Annotated in this window: 11 protein-coding genes; 9 read left to right on the plus strand and 2 right to left on the minus strand. The window is 66.9% G+C overall.

Annotated features, from left to right (window positions below; genetic code table 11):
* The 3 genes from ACO1BU_RS31825 to ACO1BU_RS31835 form a co-directional block, all read left to right on the plus strand.
* A partial coding sequence (locus ACO1BU_RS31825) for a DUF3141 domain-containing protein (protein ID WP_424139961.1) occupies window positions 1–1,506 on the plus strand: 1,506 nt, incomplete at its 5' end.
* A complete protein-coding gene (locus ACO1BU_RS31830; RefSeq protein ID WP_424139962.1) occupies window positions 1,503–2,906 on the plus strand; it encodes a bifunctional enoyl-CoA hydratase/phosphate acetyltransferase in 1,404 nt (467 codons plus the stop codon). The genes ACO1BU_RS31825 and ACO1BU_RS31830, both read left to right, overlap by 4 nt.
* The gene (locus tag ACO1BU_RS31835; RefSeq protein WP_424139963.1) at window positions 2,903–4,096 is read left to right on the plus strand and encodes an acetate/propionate family kinase; all 1,194 of its coding nucleotides are present in this window, start codon (window positions 2,903–2,905) and stop codon (window positions 4,094–4,096) included. The genes ACO1BU_RS31830 and ACO1BU_RS31835 overlap by 4 nt, the downstream gene beginning before the upstream one ends.
* 179 nt (window positions 4,097–4,275) lie before the next feature.
* Here ACO1BU_RS31835 and ACO1BU_RS31840 read toward each other — a convergent pair whose 3' ends face one another.
* Complete coding sequence (locus tag ACO1BU_RS31840; RefSeq protein WP_424139964.1) at window positions 4,276–7,107, minus strand: cation-translocating P-type ATPase; 2,832 nt, start codon at window positions 7,105–7,107, stop codon at window positions 4,276–4,278.
* 447 nt (window positions 7,108–7,554) lie between these two features.
* Between ACO1BU_RS31840 and ACO1BU_RS31845 the strand changes: the two genes are divergently transcribed.
* Window positions 7,555–7,776, plus strand: a complete 222-nt coding sequence (locus tag ACO1BU_RS31845) for a hypothetical protein (RefSeq protein WP_424139965.1) — start codon at window positions 7,555–7,557, stop codon at window positions 7,774–7,776.
* A gap of 240 nt (window positions 7,777–8,016) precedes the next feature.
* Here ACO1BU_RS31845 and ACO1BU_RS31850 read toward each other — a convergent pair whose 3' ends face one another.
* Window positions 8,017–9,198 carry a DUF2382 domain-containing protein gene (locus ACO1BU_RS31850; RefSeq protein ID WP_424139966.1) on the minus strand — a complete coding sequence of 394 codons (1,182 nt, stop codon included), beginning with the start codon at window positions 9,196–9,198 and terminating at the stop codon, window positions 8,017–8,019.
* A 554-nt stretch (window positions 9,199–9,752) separates the two neighbouring features.
* Between ACO1BU_RS31850 and ACO1BU_RS31855 the strand changes: the two genes are divergently transcribed.
* The 5 genes from ACO1BU_RS31855 (at window position 9,753) to ACO1BU_RS31875 (ending at window position 16,906) form a co-directional block, all read left to right on the plus strand.
* Complete coding sequence (locus ACO1BU_RS31855) at window positions 9,753–10,349, plus strand: hypothetical protein (RefSeq protein ID WP_424139967.1); 597 nt, start codon at window positions 9,753–9,755, stop codon at window positions 10,347–10,349.
* A 611-nt stretch (window positions 10,350–10,960) separates the two neighbouring features.
* Entirely contained in the window at window positions 10,961–11,107 is a 147-nt protein-coding gene (locus tag ACO1BU_RS31860) for a hypothetical protein (protein WP_424139968.1), read from the plus strand.
* A gap of 1,066 nt (window positions 11,108–12,173) precedes the next feature.
* The gene (locus ACO1BU_RS31865; protein ID WP_424139969.1) at window positions 12,174–12,710 is read left to right on the plus strand and encodes a hypothetical protein; all 537 of its coding nucleotides are present in this window, start codon (window positions 12,174–12,176) and stop codon (window positions 12,708–12,710) included.
* 255 nt (window positions 12,711–12,965) lie between these two features.
* Window positions 12,966–14,555 carry a PAS-domain containing protein gene (locus ACO1BU_RS31870; RefSeq protein ID WP_424139970.1) on the plus strand — a complete coding sequence of 530 codons (1,590 nt, stop codon included), beginning with the start codon at window positions 12,966–12,968 and terminating at the stop codon, window positions 14,553–14,555.
* A gap of 251 nt (window positions 14,556–14,806) precedes the next feature.
* Entirely contained in the window at window positions 14,807–16,906 is a 2,100-nt protein-coding gene (locus tag ACO1BU_RS31875) for a sensor histidine kinase (RefSeq protein WP_424139971.1), read from the plus strand.
* The last annotated feature ends 526 nt before the right edge of the window (window positions 16,907–17,432 follow it).

Consider the following 17,432-nt stretch of genomic DNA (forward strand, 5'->3'; position numbering starts at 1 on the left):
GAGATGCAGTACATCACTGACAACCTCTTCGTCGGCAACCGGCTCTCTTCTGCGGAGCTGGTGACGCAGGATGGCCTGCGGATCGATCTCCGCAACATCCGCTCGCCCATCATCGTCTTCTGTTCCAGAGGCGACAATATCAGCCCGCCGCCTCAGGCACTCGGTTGGATCCTGGACCTGTATGAGAGCGTTGACGATATCCGCGCCCATGGTCAGACGATCGTTTACGCCCAGCATGACAGCATCGGTCACCTCGGCATCTTCGTCTCCGGCAAGGTGGCGCGGAAGGAGCACGAGGAGTTCGCCTCCAATATCGACTTCATCGACGTGCTGCCGCCAGGCCTCTATGAAGCCGAGATCGTCGACGGGCCGGAGCAAGCGCTGGACGGTATCCCCTATCTGCTGCGCTTCGCACCGCGCGGCATGGAGGACCTCGAAGCCATTGTCCAACCTAAGCCGCGTGACGACCGCAGGTTCGCGGCGGTTGCACGGCTCTCCGAGATTAATCTCGGTCTCTACCGCAACCTGATGCAGCCTTGGCTACGGGCGGTTATGACGGAGGAGGCGGCCGAGACAGTCCGCCTGATGCATCCGCTGCGCCTGAAGCACGAGCTTCTTTCCGACGCAAATCCCCTGCTTCTGGCGCTGCCGGATATGGCTGCCCATATGCGGGAATGTCGCCAACCCGCCTCCCCGCAAAACCCGTTCCTGATGCTGGAGCACCAGTTCTCAGACCAGATTGAGACGGTGTTGAACCAGTGGCGCGATGCCCGGGACAACTTCGTCGAGTTGAGCTTCCTCAGCGTTTACGGCAATCCGGTCCTGCAGGCGCTCCTGGGGCTCGGCACTCCCGATGCGCCTGTCCGCCGGCGGCCCGGCCAGGACCCAGAGAAGCGCGCCTTCGTTGCCCGCCAGGTGGCGGAACTGCGAAGTGCCATCGCCGAGGGCGGTCTCTTTGAAGCGTTGCTGCGCGCCTTGGTCTTGATCGGCCTCAAGGAGCAGCTGGCCGACGAGAGATCGTTCAACATGCTGCGCCGCCTTCATGCTGCGCATGGAAAGCACCTCGCGCTGCGGTCCTTCAAGGATGCTCTGCGCCGTCAGCTGCAGGTCGTCATGCTGGACGAGGCGGCTGCGGTGAAGACCTTGCCCGATCTGTTACGCGGTACCAGCTCTTCTGAGATTGAAGCCGGCCTGTCCGGCCTGGCGGCAGTCGCAGCCGCTGGCGGTGGCTTGAGCCCCGGAGGCCAGGCGCGCCTGCGCCAGATTGAAGATACTTTCCGCCAGGCCGCCGCCAGCGCCAAGCCACCGACACCTTCTGGATCTGCAGCTACGGTTACAACTGCTGTGCCCTCCGGGCCGGCCACGCCTGCCTTTCCAGGATCTCCTGCTCCCGCGTCGGCGGCTGCGCCTCTCAAGTCCAACGCGCCGGCGAGATCCGCCGCCACGACCAAGCCAATCCAGCCCGTCGGCCCGTCCAGCCGGAAAGGCAATGGGGATAGCCCGTGACGACCGATCTGGTTCCGAACCGGACCTTCGCTGAGCTAGCGATCGGCGACAGTTCCAGCCTGACGCGTGTCATCACGCAGCAGGACATCGAGCTCTTCGCCGCGCTGACCGGCGACGCGAATTCAACACATCTTGCAGCCCCGCTGCGCGCCGAGGGAGGACCTCGCCCGACAGCTCACAGCATGCTGGGAGCCTCCTTGATCTCCACCCTCCTGGGCACGCACCTGCCCGGCGCCGGCACGATCTATACCGGGCAGGACTTACGCTTTGAGAGGCCGGTCCAGGCGGGGGACTCCTTGACCGTCTCGGTCGTCGTGAAAGAAAAGCGGGAGGCGGATCACCGTGTATGGCTGAACTGCCTTGGCACCAATCAGCACGACGAGGTGGTGCTCACAGGCGTGGCCGAGGTCACCGCGCCGGCCGAAAAGCTTCGGATCTCGCCTGGTGATCTCCCCGATGCGGTGTTGCACCGCCATTCGAATTACGACCGGCTGATCGCCCGCAGTGCCGGGCGGCGCAGGGTGCCCTGCGCCGTCGCCCATCCTTGCGACGAAGCCGCCCTAAGCGGCGCGCTCAAGGCCGCCGAGCAAGGCCTGATCCTGCCAATCCTGGTTGGCCCCATGGCGCGCATCCGGAGTGCGGCGGAACAGGCAGGGTTGGACCTGGGGACGCTGGAGATTGTAGATACGCCACATAGCCATGCCTCGGCTGCGCGCGCGGTCGAACTGGTCCGGGATGGTCGTGTTGAGCTGCTGATGAAGGGCAGTCTGCACACCGACGAGTTGATGTCAGCGGTCGTCGCACGGGAGGGTGGTCTGCGCACCGAGCGGCGCATCAGCCACGTCTTCATCATGGACGTGCCGACCTATCCCGAGCCGCTCTTCATCACGGATGCCGCCATCAACATCCTCCCGGATCTGGCGACCAAGGCCGATATCATCCGCAATGCCGTCGATCTGCATCGTGGCCTGGGCCTCGGGCCGCCACGCGTTGCCTTGCTCTCCGCCGTGGAGACCGTAAACCCCAAGATCCCCAGCACGCTGGATGCGGCGGCACTGTGCAAGATGGCCGACCGGGGACAGATCGCCGGCGGCATCCTCGACGGACCACTGGCGCTGGACAATGCCATCAGCCCAGCCGCCGCCCGAATCAAGGGGATCGTCTCAGAGGTCGCCGGCCGGGCGCAGGTTCTGGTGGTGCCGGATCTCGAGGCCGGCAACATGTTGGCAAAGAACCTCAGTTTTCTCTCCGGCGCCGATGCCGCTGGCATTGTCCTTGGGGCGCGCGTACCGATCATCTTGACCAGCCGCGCCGACAACGAGCGTACCCGGCTCGCCTCCTGCGCTGTCGCGGCGCTCTACGCTGAGCATCTGCTTCTTCAAGCTGGGCCGCGGACATGACGCGCTCCATCCTTGTGGTGAATGCCGGCAGCTCCAGCATCAAGTTTCAGCTTTTCGAGGCGGGGCCGCCCGCCACTCTGCTGCGCCGCCTCAAGGGGCGACTTGAGGGGATCGGCACGGACCATCCGCGTCTGCTCGCCTGGGACGAGAAGGACTCTCCGCTGGGCGACCTGACGCTGGAACCGGCCCGTGCCGCAACCGGCGAACTGGCTCAGACCGCATTGGGCGGCTGGATCACTGATCATCTTGGGGAGCCGCCGTCCGCTGTTGGCCATCGGGTTGTGCATGGCGGGCGCGAGTTCAAGAACCCTGTTCTCGTCGACGACGCGGTGCTGGCCCGGCTCGAGGCCCTCGTCCCCCTCGCCCCGCTTCACCAGCCGCACAACCTGGCGCCGATCCGCTCAATCCGCACCCGTGTCCCGCAGCTGCCGCAGGTGGCCTGCTTCGATACGGCATTCCACGCTTCCCTACCGGAGCTTTCCCGGCGCTTCGCAATTCCGGAATCCCTGTACCAGAAGGGAATTCGACGCTACGGCTTCCACGGCCTCTCCTATGAGTTCATTGCGTCCCAGCTTCCGACGATCGCGCCGGAAATCGCGAAGGGCCGTGTCATCGTGGCGCACCTTGGGTCGGGCGCCTCGGCTTGCGCCATGGTCGCCGGTCGCAGCGTCGACAGCACCATGGGCTTCAGCACGTTGGACGGCCTGCCCATGGGGACCCGCCCAGGCCAGCTCGACCCGGGGATCCTCCTTTATCTTGCCCAGCAGGGCATGACGGAAGGGGAGATCGAGCACCTGCTTTACCATGACTGTGGGCTGCTGGGCCTGTCGGAACTCAGCGGTGACGTGCGCGACCTGCTGGCGAGCCCGCTCCCGGCTGCCGCGATGGCGCTCGATTATTTCGCATGGCAAACGGCCAAGGCCTTTGCCGGCCTGACGGTGTCCATGGGCGAACTGGACGGCATCGTTTTCACCGCCGGTGTCGGGGAAAACGCCGCCAAGATCCGCGCCATGATTTGCGAACGCTGCGCCTGGATGGGCGTGCGTCTGGATGCCGGTCGAAACGTGATCCATGGCACCCGTATCGATGCTGATCTCAGCGCTGTGCCGGTCTATGTGATTCCGACCGACGAGGAGCAGATGGTGGCGCGCCATACGCTCGATCTTCTCGATGCCTCAGGTGCGTCGTGAGCCGGCACGGCCGGTGTCGCGCCACGGTGTCCCAGGCCACCGTGGTGAACTGTCTCCTGAGGGCACCGCTCTCTTGTGGAGGGACCTCCCTAAGAGAGCGGTGCCGCGGCGAGCTACGATGACGCGTGACATCCTGGCCTGCGCCGGGCCGGCGACGCATACCATGGTTGTCGGGGGCATCACGCCGGCCGCCCAAGGGCCCAGACGGACGAGCCGGCACCGAGCAGCTTGCTCAGTTCGCGCAGCCACAGCACGGAACTTGCAACCGCCACGCAGATCAGCCAGTCCTCGGTCCTGAGCGGAACAGTCGAGAATGCCTGCTGCAGGAAGGGTATGTAGATCACCAGAAGGTGCAGCACGATGGAAAGCACGATGGCTCCCCAGAGCCAGTGATTGGCGAACAGTCCGACGAAGGCACTTTCCTCGTCGGACCGGGCATTCAGGACGTTGAAGATTTGGAACAGCGTCAGCGTCGTGAAGGCCATGGTCTGCGCATAGCGGAGCTCCCCCGTGCCTTCGATCAGCCCACCCGGCAGGGACATGTCAAGCACGAGCAGCGTTCCCGCGGCCATCACGGCACCAATGAAGACGATGCCCAGCCACATGCGGCGCGTGATCACCCCCTCGCCGCGAGGCCGCGGTGGCTGCGTCATTGCCCCGGCATCGGCCGGATCCACCCCGAGGGCCAGGGCGGGCGCGCCATCGGTCACCAGGTTGATCCACAGAATCTGCGTGGCGAGCAGCGGCAGCACCACCCCTCCGCCGCCCTGCGCCGTCAGCCCGATCAGATCCGCCAGAAGCACGCCGAAGAACATCGTCATCACCTCGCCGATGTTCGAGGAGAGCAGATAGCGCAGAAACTTCCTGATATTGGCGAAGATCGCACGCCCTTCCTCGACGGCGGCGACGATGGTCGCGAAATTGTCGTCGGCGAGCACCATGTCGGCCGCCTCCTTGGAGACATCCGTGCCGGTGATACCCATGGCTACACCGATATCGGCGGTCTTGAGGGCGGGCGCGTCGTTCACGCCGTCCCCTGTCATCGCCACCGTCGCGCCCTCGCGCTGCAGCGCCTTCACGATCCGCAGCTTGTGCTCGGGATTGACGCGTGCATAGACCGACACGTCGCGCACCACGCGGTCGAGCCCCTCATCGGGCATCCGCTCCAGCTCCGTTCCCGTCACTGCCCGCCCGCCGGTGGCGATGCCGAGTTCGGCGGCGATCGCCGCGGCCGTCCTGGGATGGTCACCGGTGATCATGATCGGTCGGATGCCGGCACTGCGCGCGCGCGCCACCGCTTCCTTCGCCTCTTCCCGCGGGGGGTCGATCATGCCGATCAGTCCAAGGAAGACGAGATCCTGCTCGACCCGCTCGTCCAGCACTTCCTGGCCGTCGGGCTTTCTCGGGAGCGAACGGAAGGCGACGCCAAGCGTCCGCAGCGCCTCGCTGGCCAGTTCTTCGTTGCTCTTCACGATCGCAGCACGACGTTCCGCCGTGAGGGGACGGGTCTCTTCTCCCACCAATTCATGCGTGCAGCGCTCGAGCAGCACGTCCGGCGCCCCTTTGGTGAAGGCAAGCAGGCGCTCCTGGCGCTCGGCGTCGCTGTGCACAGTGCTCATCAACTTGCGCTCGGACGAGAAGGGCACCTCCGCGATGCGCGCAAAGCGGGCGTCGAGCGCCTCGGCCTTAAGCCCTGCCTTGCGCGCCGCGACGATCAGCGCACCTTCGGTCGGATCGCCCTGCACCGTCCAGCGCCTGTCCTCATCCTCTTGCAGCAAGGCATTGTTCGCGCGTTCCGCGGCCCCGAGCGTGCGCATAAGCTCGGTGCGCAGGGTCCCCTCCAACGCACCGCCGTCCTCCCGCCGCACCTCGCCCTCGGGCGCATAGCCCGCGCCGCTCAGCTCCACGCCGCCGCTGGCAGTGATGACCCGGCGCACCGTCATCTCGTTCCTGGTGAGCGTGCCGGTCTTGTCGGAGGCGATGACATTGGCCGAGCCGAGCGTCTCGACCGCGGCCATATGGCGTATGATGGCGTTCCTTCTCGCGATGCGCTGTACGCCGATGGAGAGCACGGCCGTCACGACCGCCGGAAGGCCCTCGGGGACCGCCGCCACGGCGAGCGCCACACCCAGGATGAGCACGTCGAAGATGGCGCGCAGGCCATGCACATCCTCGACGAGCAGGATGGTGCCCACCATCACCACGGCGATGGCGATCACGATCATCCCGAGCATTCTGCCAACGCGGTCGAGCTCCTTCTGCAGCGGGGTTGCATCCTGCGGCGCCGCCTTCAGCATGCCGGCGATGCGCCCCATCTCGGTCCTCATGCCCGTGGCCGTGACCACGGCCCGGCCATGGCCGTAGGTCGCGGCGGTGCCGCTGAAGACCATGTTGGCGCGGTCGCCAGGCCCAGCCTCCCCCGGAATGGGCGCGGTGTTCTTTGACACGGGCAGGCTTTCGCCCGTGAGGGCAGCCTCCGCCACCTGCAGCGCGGTGGACTGGATCACGCGCGCATCGGCCGGAATGGTGTCGCCCTCTTCGATAAGGATGACGTCGCCGGGCACGACCTCGGCCGCGGGGATGCTCTGCTGCGTGCCGTTGCGGACGACCTTGGCGTGCGCCGCGGACATCTGCCGCAGCGCAGCCACCGCCTGCTCCGCACGGGCCTGTTGGAAGTAGCCCATGGCGGCATTGAGCAGGACGACGGCCAGGATCGCCATCGCCTCGTAGGGTAGGGCGGCATCACGCTCGAGCAGCCAGAGCCCCGCTGAGATCAGGGCGGCGACGAGCAGCAGGACGACCAGGACGTCCTGGAACTGGGCGAGAAACTTCCGCCAGGCAGGGATGGGCGTGTCGGCCGTCAACTCGTTCCGGCCGTGACGCTCCAGCCGGGCCTGCGCCTCCGCCGCGCTCAGCCCGAGCCGCTCACTGGTCTCCAGGGCGGCAACGACATCCACGGCCGACTGCCGGTACGGAGGAATTTCGTCATGAGATCCGATAGCGCTACTCATAGCCTTGCTCACCTCGCCTCCATGTCGACCACGCTCTCGGCCGTCCGAACTGACTCTCCAGATGACAGCCCGCCATCGACTTTGCCTTTGGAGTGTCTTCCAGATTTCCTTAAACATGGACGCGATGTGGGGGAAATGTCATACCAGCTTGCTCTGCTGAAACCCTTGGGAGCGGCGAGCGCTTGGAGGGCGTTTGAAGGCTGGATGTGAGGTCTTCCATGCGCCGGATGACAAAGTCGGCGATGCGGGTTGCGCGTCAGGCGCTGGCAGTCGGATGGCGGGCTTTTCCGACCTGTGGGAAGCGGTCGTCGTGGCACGACGTCGCGCAGGCCCAGCTGCTTGCCCTGCAGGTGCCGGGCCAATTCCTCCGCATCGACTGCCGTCGCGGCGATGGCCGGGCGGCTATGGGCGTGATTGATCGGGTCAGAGGGGAGCAGGAGTGGAGCCGTGGCTCAGGAGAGATTGCTCTACAGCAGCGAGAATGGAGACCGCTGGCTTCTCGTCCGAGGGGCGGAACCGGAGAGGGTGTTCGTCAGGCACGAGCCTACCACGGCATCCGGGGGCCAGACGGCAGACCTCAAGATCGGGGAGTTCCTTATCCGAGGCGTGTACGGTCCAGAGCATCTGGAATTGCTGCGCCTGATCGGCACGCTCGTTGAGGGCCGCTAACACGACCTGGGCACTTGGAGAGGCGTTCGGTGCGACCGACCTGCGGTGTCAGTGACCTCGACAGGAGGTGGCGATGGCGGGTGTCCTTGGTGGGTCGGGCGACCTTGATGAAAAGCCCGATCTGGCGATCCGCGCAGGCTTCGCCTAGGCAGGCGCGGTGCCGTGAGCATCACAGCGCCTGACCAGATTGCGGTTTCAGCAAAGGGGCAAAGCGCAGCGACGCTTCGGCCCCCCCTGCGATCAGTCCTTCGCGCGCGCGGTGGCCAGCTGGGGCTGCTTACGGGGCTGACGGATCTCTACCTCGTCCCGGCGAACCGTCTCCCTCACGGTCTCGACCCGCTGAGTGCGCTCGGTGCGGACCACGATCTCCTCCCGCAGGCGAAGGCGCTTCTCGACGACGGGAACATCCTCGGTTTCGACCACCTCGACGGTCACGTCGGTCAGCACCTCACCCGTGACCTTGTCCGTCGCCGGCCTGCGCCGCTCCACAACCACCCGTTCGCTCTGCAGAGTCACCTGCTGTTCCACCGGGGTCTCCACCACATAGCGGCGGATCCGTGCAGTACCGCGGTTCTCCGTGCGCTTGCCGACCTCAAGTACCTCCTCGCCCAGCGGAATGACTTCCTCCGCGCTGGCCATACCTCGAGCCGCGTTGGAGGCTGACGTCTGCATGGCGCCGAGCCAGGGCCAGAAGAGCATGCTCGTGAGGGGCACCGGGGCAGTCCGTGCCGCGGGACGCCGGTCCGCCTGGCCGCGGGCCTCGGACTGAGATGTCGCCAGATGCGCGACCTGCTGGAGCGTGTCAGCAGCGGCTTCCGCCGGCTTCAGTGCTATATCAACAATCTGGTGGGCGGCCTTGCGGCGACGCTCCTCCGCGGCTCGCAGGTCCTGCTGTTCGCGTTCGGCCGCCTCGGCCTCCAACTGGACCTGCTCCCGCTCCTGCCGGGCCTTCGCGCGCCGCTCCTCAGCCTCATCCTGCTTGGCCTGCTCCGCGTCGGCGAGGCCTGCACCGATCTTCTCAGCGACTTCCTGGACTTGCTCAGTGCTCAGAGCCCGCTGGACTGCCGGCAGCAGCTCCTTCTTCTCGTCGCGGGCGTGTTGCCGGAAAGCCTTCTGCAATTCAGCAAGGTGTTCGGGAAACGCTTCGTCGTTCTTCGGCAGCGCGTCGAGTTCAGCGAGCTTGGCCCGCATCTCCTTGTTGTCCCGGATCGCGTCCACGACCAGCGCCCTGGTTTCGGCGTTCTTTCGCAGGATCGGGAAGAGGTGTTCCTCCTCAAGGCTGGCGTGGAGCTCCAGTTCGCCCTTCAGCTCGGCAAACAGCTTCTCCCGTGTCTTCACGGCACCGTCCGAGGTGTCGGCCAGTTTTGCAAACAGCTCATTTGCCTTGGCAGGGCCAGCCTGCATCATCATGCGGAAGTTCATGGGATATCCTATTGCTTGCTGCGGATTGCGAATACGCCAGTCTCTTGCAAGCGGTCCGCGATCAAAGCGCAGGTGCCGTGTGATCACGCCTGGCGTCGCGGATGGAGAGAGGCAAACCTTTGGCCCACTCTCCGAGTGCTGCGTTGCAGCATCGAACTCACAGATAGTGTGGAGGGCTTCGCCGTGCAACCATCTGCTGGCATCTGCCGATCAAGCTGCTGCGAGCCAACTTGCGTTTTTCGGAAAGTGTTTCGGAAAGTGTAGGGCGATTATTTGGATTGGGCTGGTACCAGAAGGACTCAACAAAGTTCGTAGAGAGCTTGTACCTCGCACTCTGAGCAGCGCGGCGGACATTCGCGGACGTCTTGAACATCGACGGCCGCGTGGGCCGCAGTACTCGGCCCACGGAGCAGAGGCTTTCGCCCGGAAGGGCATCGCCGGTCGCCCGTGTGTACGCTGGCAAACTCCGGCCGACGCAACGAACCGCGGCCTGCGCTGTTGGTCAGAGGGCTCGCCAGGCGAGCGCCTCTCAAGGCTTTTTGGAACCGAGAACTATGGCCGAAGCAACAACGGATGATGGGCAGGTCGATACCGCTGCCCTACAGGCCGACCTGGTCGACCTGCTCCAGCTGGAACTCGACGCGCTACCCATGTACGCCCTGGCGATTTCGGCGCTCCGTGACCGGGAACTACGGGTTCAACTGCAAGCATTCCAGGGAGATCATGAGCGCCATGCACGCGACCTTTCGGCACTCATCCGTGAATTGGGTGGCATGCCGCCCATGCTGCCGCACTGGCCAACTGGTTTGCTCAAGCTGGGCGTGCAGGTGGCTGGCCTGACCGGCGGTGACCGGACCGTCCTCCTGAGCTTCGTTGCGAATGAATGGCAGTCTCGCGAGAAGTATGCCCGCTACGCGGCCAAGTCTTACCCGCCGGCCCTGGCCTCGCTTATCGCCGGTCACGCAGCGGATGAGGCGAGGCACTACGACTGGGCTTGCAACGCGCTTAGAGGATTGGGCTGCGGCGAGGAAACGCTCGTCGGGCGAAACACCCAGGCTTTCGCGCGAATGCACGGCACTGTCGCGGACGTGATCGAAGGCGTCAGCCACGCAGCGCTGGAAGCAGTGATCCGGATGGTCCCGCGATCCTGAGAGAGGTGGCTCGGTTTGTTTGAACAGCAGGTCGTGCTGGGATAAGCCCTGCCGAGCTCAGGCTACCACGACGCGCAGAGCCGCAGAATTCGGGCTTTGAGGAACTCTGCCGATGGCAATGCACAACAGCTGATGCTTGGTATTCAAGCCTCGGGGCGCGAAGCCGGATGTCAAGAAGGCGGGCGATAAGCTGTATGTCGCGCCGAAGGACCACGTGAAGATCTGGCGGCCTTCCGCCGAACCCGCCCGCCGTTGCACACCTCGGAGGTTATCCAGGGTGGGTCTGTCGGGCAGTTTCGGGCCCAAACGGCCCGGCTGCCGCATACAAACGGCCACCCCGGCGTTTCGCCCTCGTGAGAGGGAAGACACCGCGCCGATGAAGCTCTTGATGATCCTGGCGCTCGGATGCGCCCTCGCCACCAGCGCCTGCGCGCCTTGGCGTGGTCATCACAACGACGACCACGGCGGCTATGGCCGGGGTGGCGCGCCTGGTGGATACGGACCTGGGCCGGGCGGTCCTGGCGGGCCGCTCCAGGAAACGAACCTGGTCCGGGTGGCTATGGGCGTTATTGATCGGGTCAGAGGGGAGCAGGAGAGGGGCGGAACCGGAGATGGTGTTCGTCAGGCACGAGCCTGAGGCGGCATCCGGGGGCCAGACGGCAAACCTCAAAATCGGAGAGTTCCATACCCGACACGTGTACGGTCCAGAGCATCTGGAGATGCTGCGCCTGATCGACACGCTCGTGGAGGACCGCTGAAAGCTCAAGGGCCCACGTGGTGAGAAGCCCATGGCCGTGGCGATCGGGACCGCCGCCCACGTCATGAAGATCGGCGCCGGTCGTCCGGCCTTCAAAGAGCGCGGACACCGTCCATTGGAAAGAGCCGTTCGGATCCGTCAGCCTGGACCTGGTTTCGGCATGGCCTGCCCCCGATCCCACAGCTCAGGCGATACGCCCGTGGCAATTTATGTCAGGGTCAGGTGAAACTATCGGGTCCGGTGATGATTCGCCGGAGGACGAGGCGAGGTGATTCATGGCGAAGACCCCACGTGACGAGGACAAGCCCAAGAAGGCACGCGGCGCGGCCGCCGGACCAAAAAGCAGGAGAGCTTCGGGCGGACGGTCCACACGCACCCGAACTGCAGAGGCTGGGACAGCATCCAAGCGGGCCGCCGCCCCCGCCGCTGCTCGGAATGGGCGTGGCACCAAGGCGGCACCTAAGACGACGGCCCGCCGAGCTGCGGCGGCCAAGCCGAAGGCTGCAAAGACAACGGCGACCGCGGGTCGAGCGGCCAAGAGGCTGGGCGCTGCAGGGTCGGTGAGGAAGGCCGCAAGGGTCGAAAGCGCCACGCAGGGGCGCAGCGCTGGTGCTGCCGCCGCGAAGACAGCGCGTGCCGCGACGACGAAGAGTACTGCTGCAGGTCGGGCTGCGAGCGCAGGACGGGCCGCAGGCAAACCCGCGAGCAGCAAGGAGCGGGTTACGACATCTCCCGGCACGCGGACAGCGAGGTCAGCCGCCTCGCTGAAGGGGCGCGGCGCTGGTGCCAGCACGCCGAAAGCAACGCGGGCCGCGGAGACGGGTCCTCGGGGCGCCGCGAGCCGCGCTGCAGCATCCCGGGCCAAGCAACCGGCGCGATCGGCCGCTGCTCCGAAGAGGCGTAGCGCGCGAGTTACGCCCGAGATAGGAGGCGCCAGCGGGAAGGCCAGGAGAACCGGGGCGGCACGCGCAGGAGCGAAGCCGCCTGCGGCAGGCCGGGCGAGCACCAGGCCAAAGGCCATCAACAGGCCTGCGACCGCCAGCCGTTCGCGGGCGGCGGCCTCGCCAGTGCAGCCCGCGAGCGGGCGCGCCGCGAAGGCCGACACCGCGGCCAGACCGAAGGCCAAGGCCGGAGCGGTGACGCGCGCCAGGGGCGTGGGGGCAACAGCTCGTGGCGCCAGCAGCACGCCCGCTGGGTCCAAGACGGGCAAGCAGGGCCCGAGCACGGGCGGCAAAAAGGCGGCGACATCGGGCGCCAGGCCACAGCGTCGGCGTGCCGCGCAGACCAAGCCTGCGGACACGACCAAGCCCGATGTGTCGTCCTCCGGTGGGGCCGATGAGAACCCCGCGGAGACCTTGCCCAGCGCCATGGCATCCCTCGCCGACGCGGGCGCCGCTGCGATGGCTGCGGCGGCGACCCCCGCCGTGGCGGCGGTGGAAGCCGCGGCACTGACCGCCGCCACGATGGCCACCAACATCGTGGCAGCCGCGAGCCTGGGGACGAGCCTGCTTGGCGGAGACTCACCGCCCGAGGCAACGCCAGTAGAACCAGCAGCGCCGTCGGAGGGCGAGGACAAGGGTGACGCCGAGAACGACCTCGCCTAGCTGAGCCCGCGCTCGCCGACGCGAACAGGCCGTGCGCCGCCCCGTAGCTTTCCGCGCCAGCTTGCGTTCTGGTTTGCTGAGTTCAGGCATCGTTTTCCAATGTGGCCAGAGGCAGCCACTCGACCTGACTGCAGGGCATCAAGAGCTGAGAGGGATGCAGCAGTGTCCAAATCGAGGCGGGTGAGCTTGGGTCTGCTTTCGCTTGGCGGCCGGGTCCAGAGTAGGTGGCGTCATCCCCAGGCCCTTGTGAAATGCATGCGCGACACGAGCCCCGCTACCTTGGAGCGCTCCAGATCTGAGCGGCTCCGGGTGGTTCTCGCCGGCATGACCGATGGCGTGATGATGCTCGACGCCGATCTGCGCCTCGTGGAGTGGAACTCCCATTTCGCGGAGTTCACGGGTGTTCCCGAGCGGATGCTGCGGGTCGGGCTGCCCATGGCCGACATCCTGCGCGCTCAGGCCCTTGCCGGGGAGTTCGGCGAGGTTGACGTGGAGGCCGAGGTCGCGCGGCGCATGGAGCTTTTGCGGGCCGGGAAGAGCTCCGGGACGATTGAGCGGACCAGGCCCAATGGGCGCGTCATGGAGCTGCGCCGCAATCCTCTCCCGGATGGTGGGTTCGTCACACTCTATACCGACGTGACGGCGCGCAGGCAGGCGGAGGAGCAACTCCGGCAGGCGCAAAAGATGGAGGCCGTCGGGCATCTTACGGGCGGTGTCGCCCATGACTTCAACAATCTGCTGATGATCATCCTGGGCAACCTTGATAAGGCCGAGCGGTCACTCGACGCCTCCGACCTGCAAAAGGTCCGGCGCGGAATAGAGATCGCGCGAAGTGGTGCGCGGCGGGCCGCCTCCCTCACACAACGCCTTCTGGCGTTCTCAAGGCGTCACCCCCGCGAGCCTCAGCTCGTCGACGTGAACGCGCTCATCACGGACCTTTCCGATCTCATCCGCCAATCGGTGACGAGCAATATCGCGGTTGAGCTTGTCCTGACGGATCACCCCTGGACGATCTTGGCTGATCCAAACCAGCTCGAGGTTGCTCTGCTGAACCTGGCGATCAACGCACGGGACGCGATGCCGAAGGGTGGCGCGGTGACGATCGAGACCGCGAAGGTCACGCGCACCACTGCGGCTGGGCCTGTGTCCATTCCGGTTCCTGGCGACGAGTTCGTGCAGATCACGGTGAGGGATACAGGCGTTGGGATGCCCCGCGAGGTGGCCGCGCGCGCCTGCGAGCCCTTCTTCACGACAAAGGGGCCCGGGAAGGGCACGGGGCTGGGGCTGTATCAGGTCGTTGACTTCGCCACCCAGGCCGGTGGGCATGTAAAGATCGACAGTGAGCCGGGGATTGGGACAGCCGTAACCATCTACATTCCCCGCCTGACGGTTGAGGATGCGGCCGGGACATCCCCTTCGCAGCCGATCGACATCAGCCGCCTCGCGGGAAGGGGTGAGAAAATCCTGGTAGCGGAGAATGAGCCGGACATCCTGGCCTACACCACCGAGGGGCTCGAGGCGCTGGGTTACCGCGTCCTCCCGGCGCAGGATGCCTCATCCGCCTTGACGATCCTCGACACCACACCGGACGTCGCCGTCCTGTTCACGGATCTCGGGCTGCCCGGCATAGACGGGCGCCAACTCGCCCGCGAGGCGACGCGGCGGTGGCCAGACCTGCCAGTCCTTTACACCTCTGGCGGTCCAGACAATGCACCTCCGGGCGATGGCGCGCCCGGCCCGGGGAGCGACACCATCATCAAGCCCTACGAATTGCCCAGACTGGCGCGCGCGATCCGTGCGGTGCTCGACGCGCGCCTGACGGTACGTGCATCCGGCCCGGCCTGAGGCTGCGCGACCTAGGAGAGCCGACGGATCAGGAGCTTGGGCACGGCGCCAGCCCGAGGGATGAAATCCGGGCAACAATTCCTGCCGTGCGCACGGGCAGGGGCTCAACTTACGCGCGTGATGCACGTTGCGGTTGTATGGGATCGTGAAGAAACGGCGCGGTGCTGATCGGGTCGAATGCACGACCCACCGGCCCAGCATGGTTGGAGGACGGGAGGCCCGCGTCGTCACAGGGAGCTGCCACGTCGCGGTTGGCAGGTACGTCCGCCTCGGCCCCCCGCGCGACCACCGCTCCTCTCGTGGCGCGGCGGACGCGCGGCCTGCGGGCCCATTTGGTGGTGCTTGCGCTGGCAGCGGCCGTGCCGGCGCTCGGCGTGGGCGGCGCGGCCGCGTGGCACGCGATCGGGAGCTATCGCGAAGCCTTCGAGGAGCGGCTGGAGGACTCGGCTCGCGGCCTGGCGCTCGCCGTCGACGCCGAGATCAACAGCCATCTCACGACCCTGGCCGCGCTGGCCGCTTCCCCCCTGCTCGACCGTGGCCCCGCCGAACTCGAAGCCTTCTATGTACACGCCAGGCGCGCGGCCGAAGCCGTCCATTCGCCGGTCGTGGCGGTGGCCCCTGACCTCGCCCAGCTGATTACCACGGACCAACCGTTCGGCGAGGTCCTGCAAAGGACGGATGCCGCCGAGGCGGTTCAAGCTGTCTTCAATACACGCCGGCCCGCCGTCAGCAACTTGCTGGTGGGCGCGGTCTCCGGGCGACCGCTCATCGTCGTGGCGGTCCCGGTGCTGCGCGATGCCCGCGCCGTCCTCGTTCTCATGACCCGGCTCGAACCCGAGCGGCTGGCTGACCTGCTCGCAGCACAGGTGGCCGGTTCGGACGACACTGTCGCGGCGCTCACCGATGCGCGCCAGAGGGTGGTTGCGCGCTCGCAGGACCATGAGCGTCTCCTCGGGGCCGCTGCGCCGCCCGACTGGAGTGCGCTCATCCCCGATGACGAGACGGCCGGCACTGGCCCCGTTCGCTCGCTTGATGGGCGCATGTTGATCTACGCCCAGCACCGGCTCGACAAGGCGCCGGGCTGGAGGGTGGGGGTGGCCGAGCCAGCCGCGGCCTATCGGGCCAGCTGGCAGCGTCCGCTCCTCGGTCTCGGCATCGGCAGCGGCATGGTCCTCCTCGCGGCCGCTGCCTGGGCAGCGGCCCTCGGGCGCCGTATCATCGTGCCGGTCGATGCTCTCACCCGGAAGGCGAGGGACGTGACCCGCGGCGGTGGCACACTGCAGGGACTGCCCCCCTCGGGTGTCACCGAGTTCGAGGCGCTCCGAGCCAGCATTGCCGAGGCAGAGGCGGCGCTGCGCCGGGGCGAAGCCCGCTTCGCCCGCGCCCTGGAGGCTGCCAGGGTCGGCGCCTGGGACTGGGATCCGACTGCCGATGTGATGAACAGCTCGCCGGAGCGGGAGGAGCGGCTGACCGGCCGTGCAGGGCGCTCCATCCGCAATCTCGCGGCCTTGCTTGAGGCCGTTCACCCGGACGACCGCCCTATCGTGCGGGACGCCATGCGGCGCGTGCTGGAGCGGGAGACCGACGACTTCGAGGCCGAATTCCGCGCTGTCTGGCCGGACGGCACGGTGCGCTGGCTGCGCTCGGTCGGCAGAGCCACTGCCGACGCGGAGGGGAGTGTCCGCGAGATCGCGGGCGTCTCGATGGACGTGACCGAGCAGGTGGAGGACGCGCGGCGGCGGGAGACGCTGGCACGCGAGGTCGATCATCGCGCCAGGAACGCCCTCGCGGTGGTCCAGTCCATTCTGCGCCTCACGCCCGCCGAGGAGCCGAAGGCCTTTGCCGGCGCGGTCGAGGGGCGGGTGGGCGCTCTGGCGAGGGCACACTCGTTGCTCGCCGAGGAGGGTTGGTCCGGCGCCGACCTGCGTGCCGTGGTTGAGCGGGAGCTGGCGACCATCCCGGTGGCCCCTGGAGAGGTCGCGCCCTTCTCGCTGGACGGGCCCCAGGTCCACCTCGCCCCGGCAGCCGTGCAGCCGCTGACCATGGTGCTGCACGAGCTGGCCACCAATGCGGCCAGGCACGGGGCGCTCTCCACTCCGGGCGGCGCGGTTGAGGTCACCTGGCGGCTCGGGCGCCGGGCCGGGGAAGACGGGCTCCTCCACCTGCGCTGGGCGGAGCAGGGCGGGCCGCCCATCCCGGGGCCGCCGACCCGCCGCAGCTTCGGCTCGCGGTTCATGGATTCCACCATCCGCGGGCAACTGGGAGGCGTGGTGGAACGGAGCTGGGAGCCCTCTGGGCTGGTGTGCGAGATTGCACTGCCGCTCGCGCGCATCCTCGAAGGAGAAAGATAAAGCGCCGAGCCGGGGCGGCCGGGCGCCAACGACCCGGAGCCGCACGTACTCCTGCGGCCGGCGCCGCTGGCCACCCGGAGTGGAAGTGTCCCTGACAAAGCGTCCGGCAGAGATTGCGCAGACGGACGGGCCGACCACCTCGCTCTCAGCGGGCCAGGTCTCCTTCCCCGCAATTTCGGCGGGCGACGCCCTATCTTGGACATCATGGAACTGACGACCCGAAACGATGGCTGAGGCCGCGCTCGCCGCCCCGACAGAGGCGCTGGCCGGCCTCGTCGAGCGCGTCACCTACCACAATGCCGAGAAGTATCCATCCGACCGGGGCCGCGGCTCATCGGTACCCATCCGCCGATGGCCGCCTTCCCTGGCCTGGGTGCCCGCTGAGCTTACTGACGTTCGTAAGGAACTGACGCGGAATAAGTGCTTCAAGGTGGCTGCTGGGTGGGTGAGATGGTGTAGTTCCACTCGCCGTGGAACGGGTCGCGCTCGATAGCGAGCGCGGCCATCTCCGCATTGGTGACCTTGA

Origin of the sequence: Roseomonas chloroacetimidivorans, assembly GCF_049629625.1 — a bacterium.
In the GTDB taxonomy this organism is placed as follows: Bacteria; Pseudomonadota; Alphaproteobacteria; order Acetobacterales; family Acetobacteraceae; genus Roseomonas; species Roseomonas chloroacetimidivorans.

Bases quoted from the DNA above. Each gene is read 5' to 3' on its own strand.
- ACO1BU_RS31850 (WP_424139966.1), bottom strand. From the start codon at position 9,198: ATGAACTTCCGCATGATGATGCAGGCTGGCCCTGCCAAGGCAAATGAG.
- ACO1BU_RS31835 (WP_424139963.1), top strand. From the start codon at position 2,903: ATGACGCGCTCCATCCTTGTGGTGAATGCCGGCAGCTCCAGCATCAAG.
- ACO1BU_RS31860 (WP_424139968.1), top strand. From the start codon at position 10,961: ATGGTGTTCGTCAGGCACGAGCCTGAGGCGGCATCCGGGGGCCAGACG.
- ACO1BU_RS31840 (WP_424139964.1), bottom strand. From the start codon at position 7,107: ATGAGTAGCGCTATCGGATCTCATGACGAAATTCCTCCGTACCGGCAG.
- ACO1BU_RS31870 (WP_424139970.1), top strand. From the start codon at position 12,966: ATGCGCGACACGAGCCCCGCTACCTTGGAGCGCTCCAGATCTGAGCGG.
- ACO1BU_RS31855 (WP_424139967.1), top strand. From the start codon at position 9,753: ATGGCCGAAGCAACAACGGATGATGGGCAGGTCGATACCGCTGCCCTA.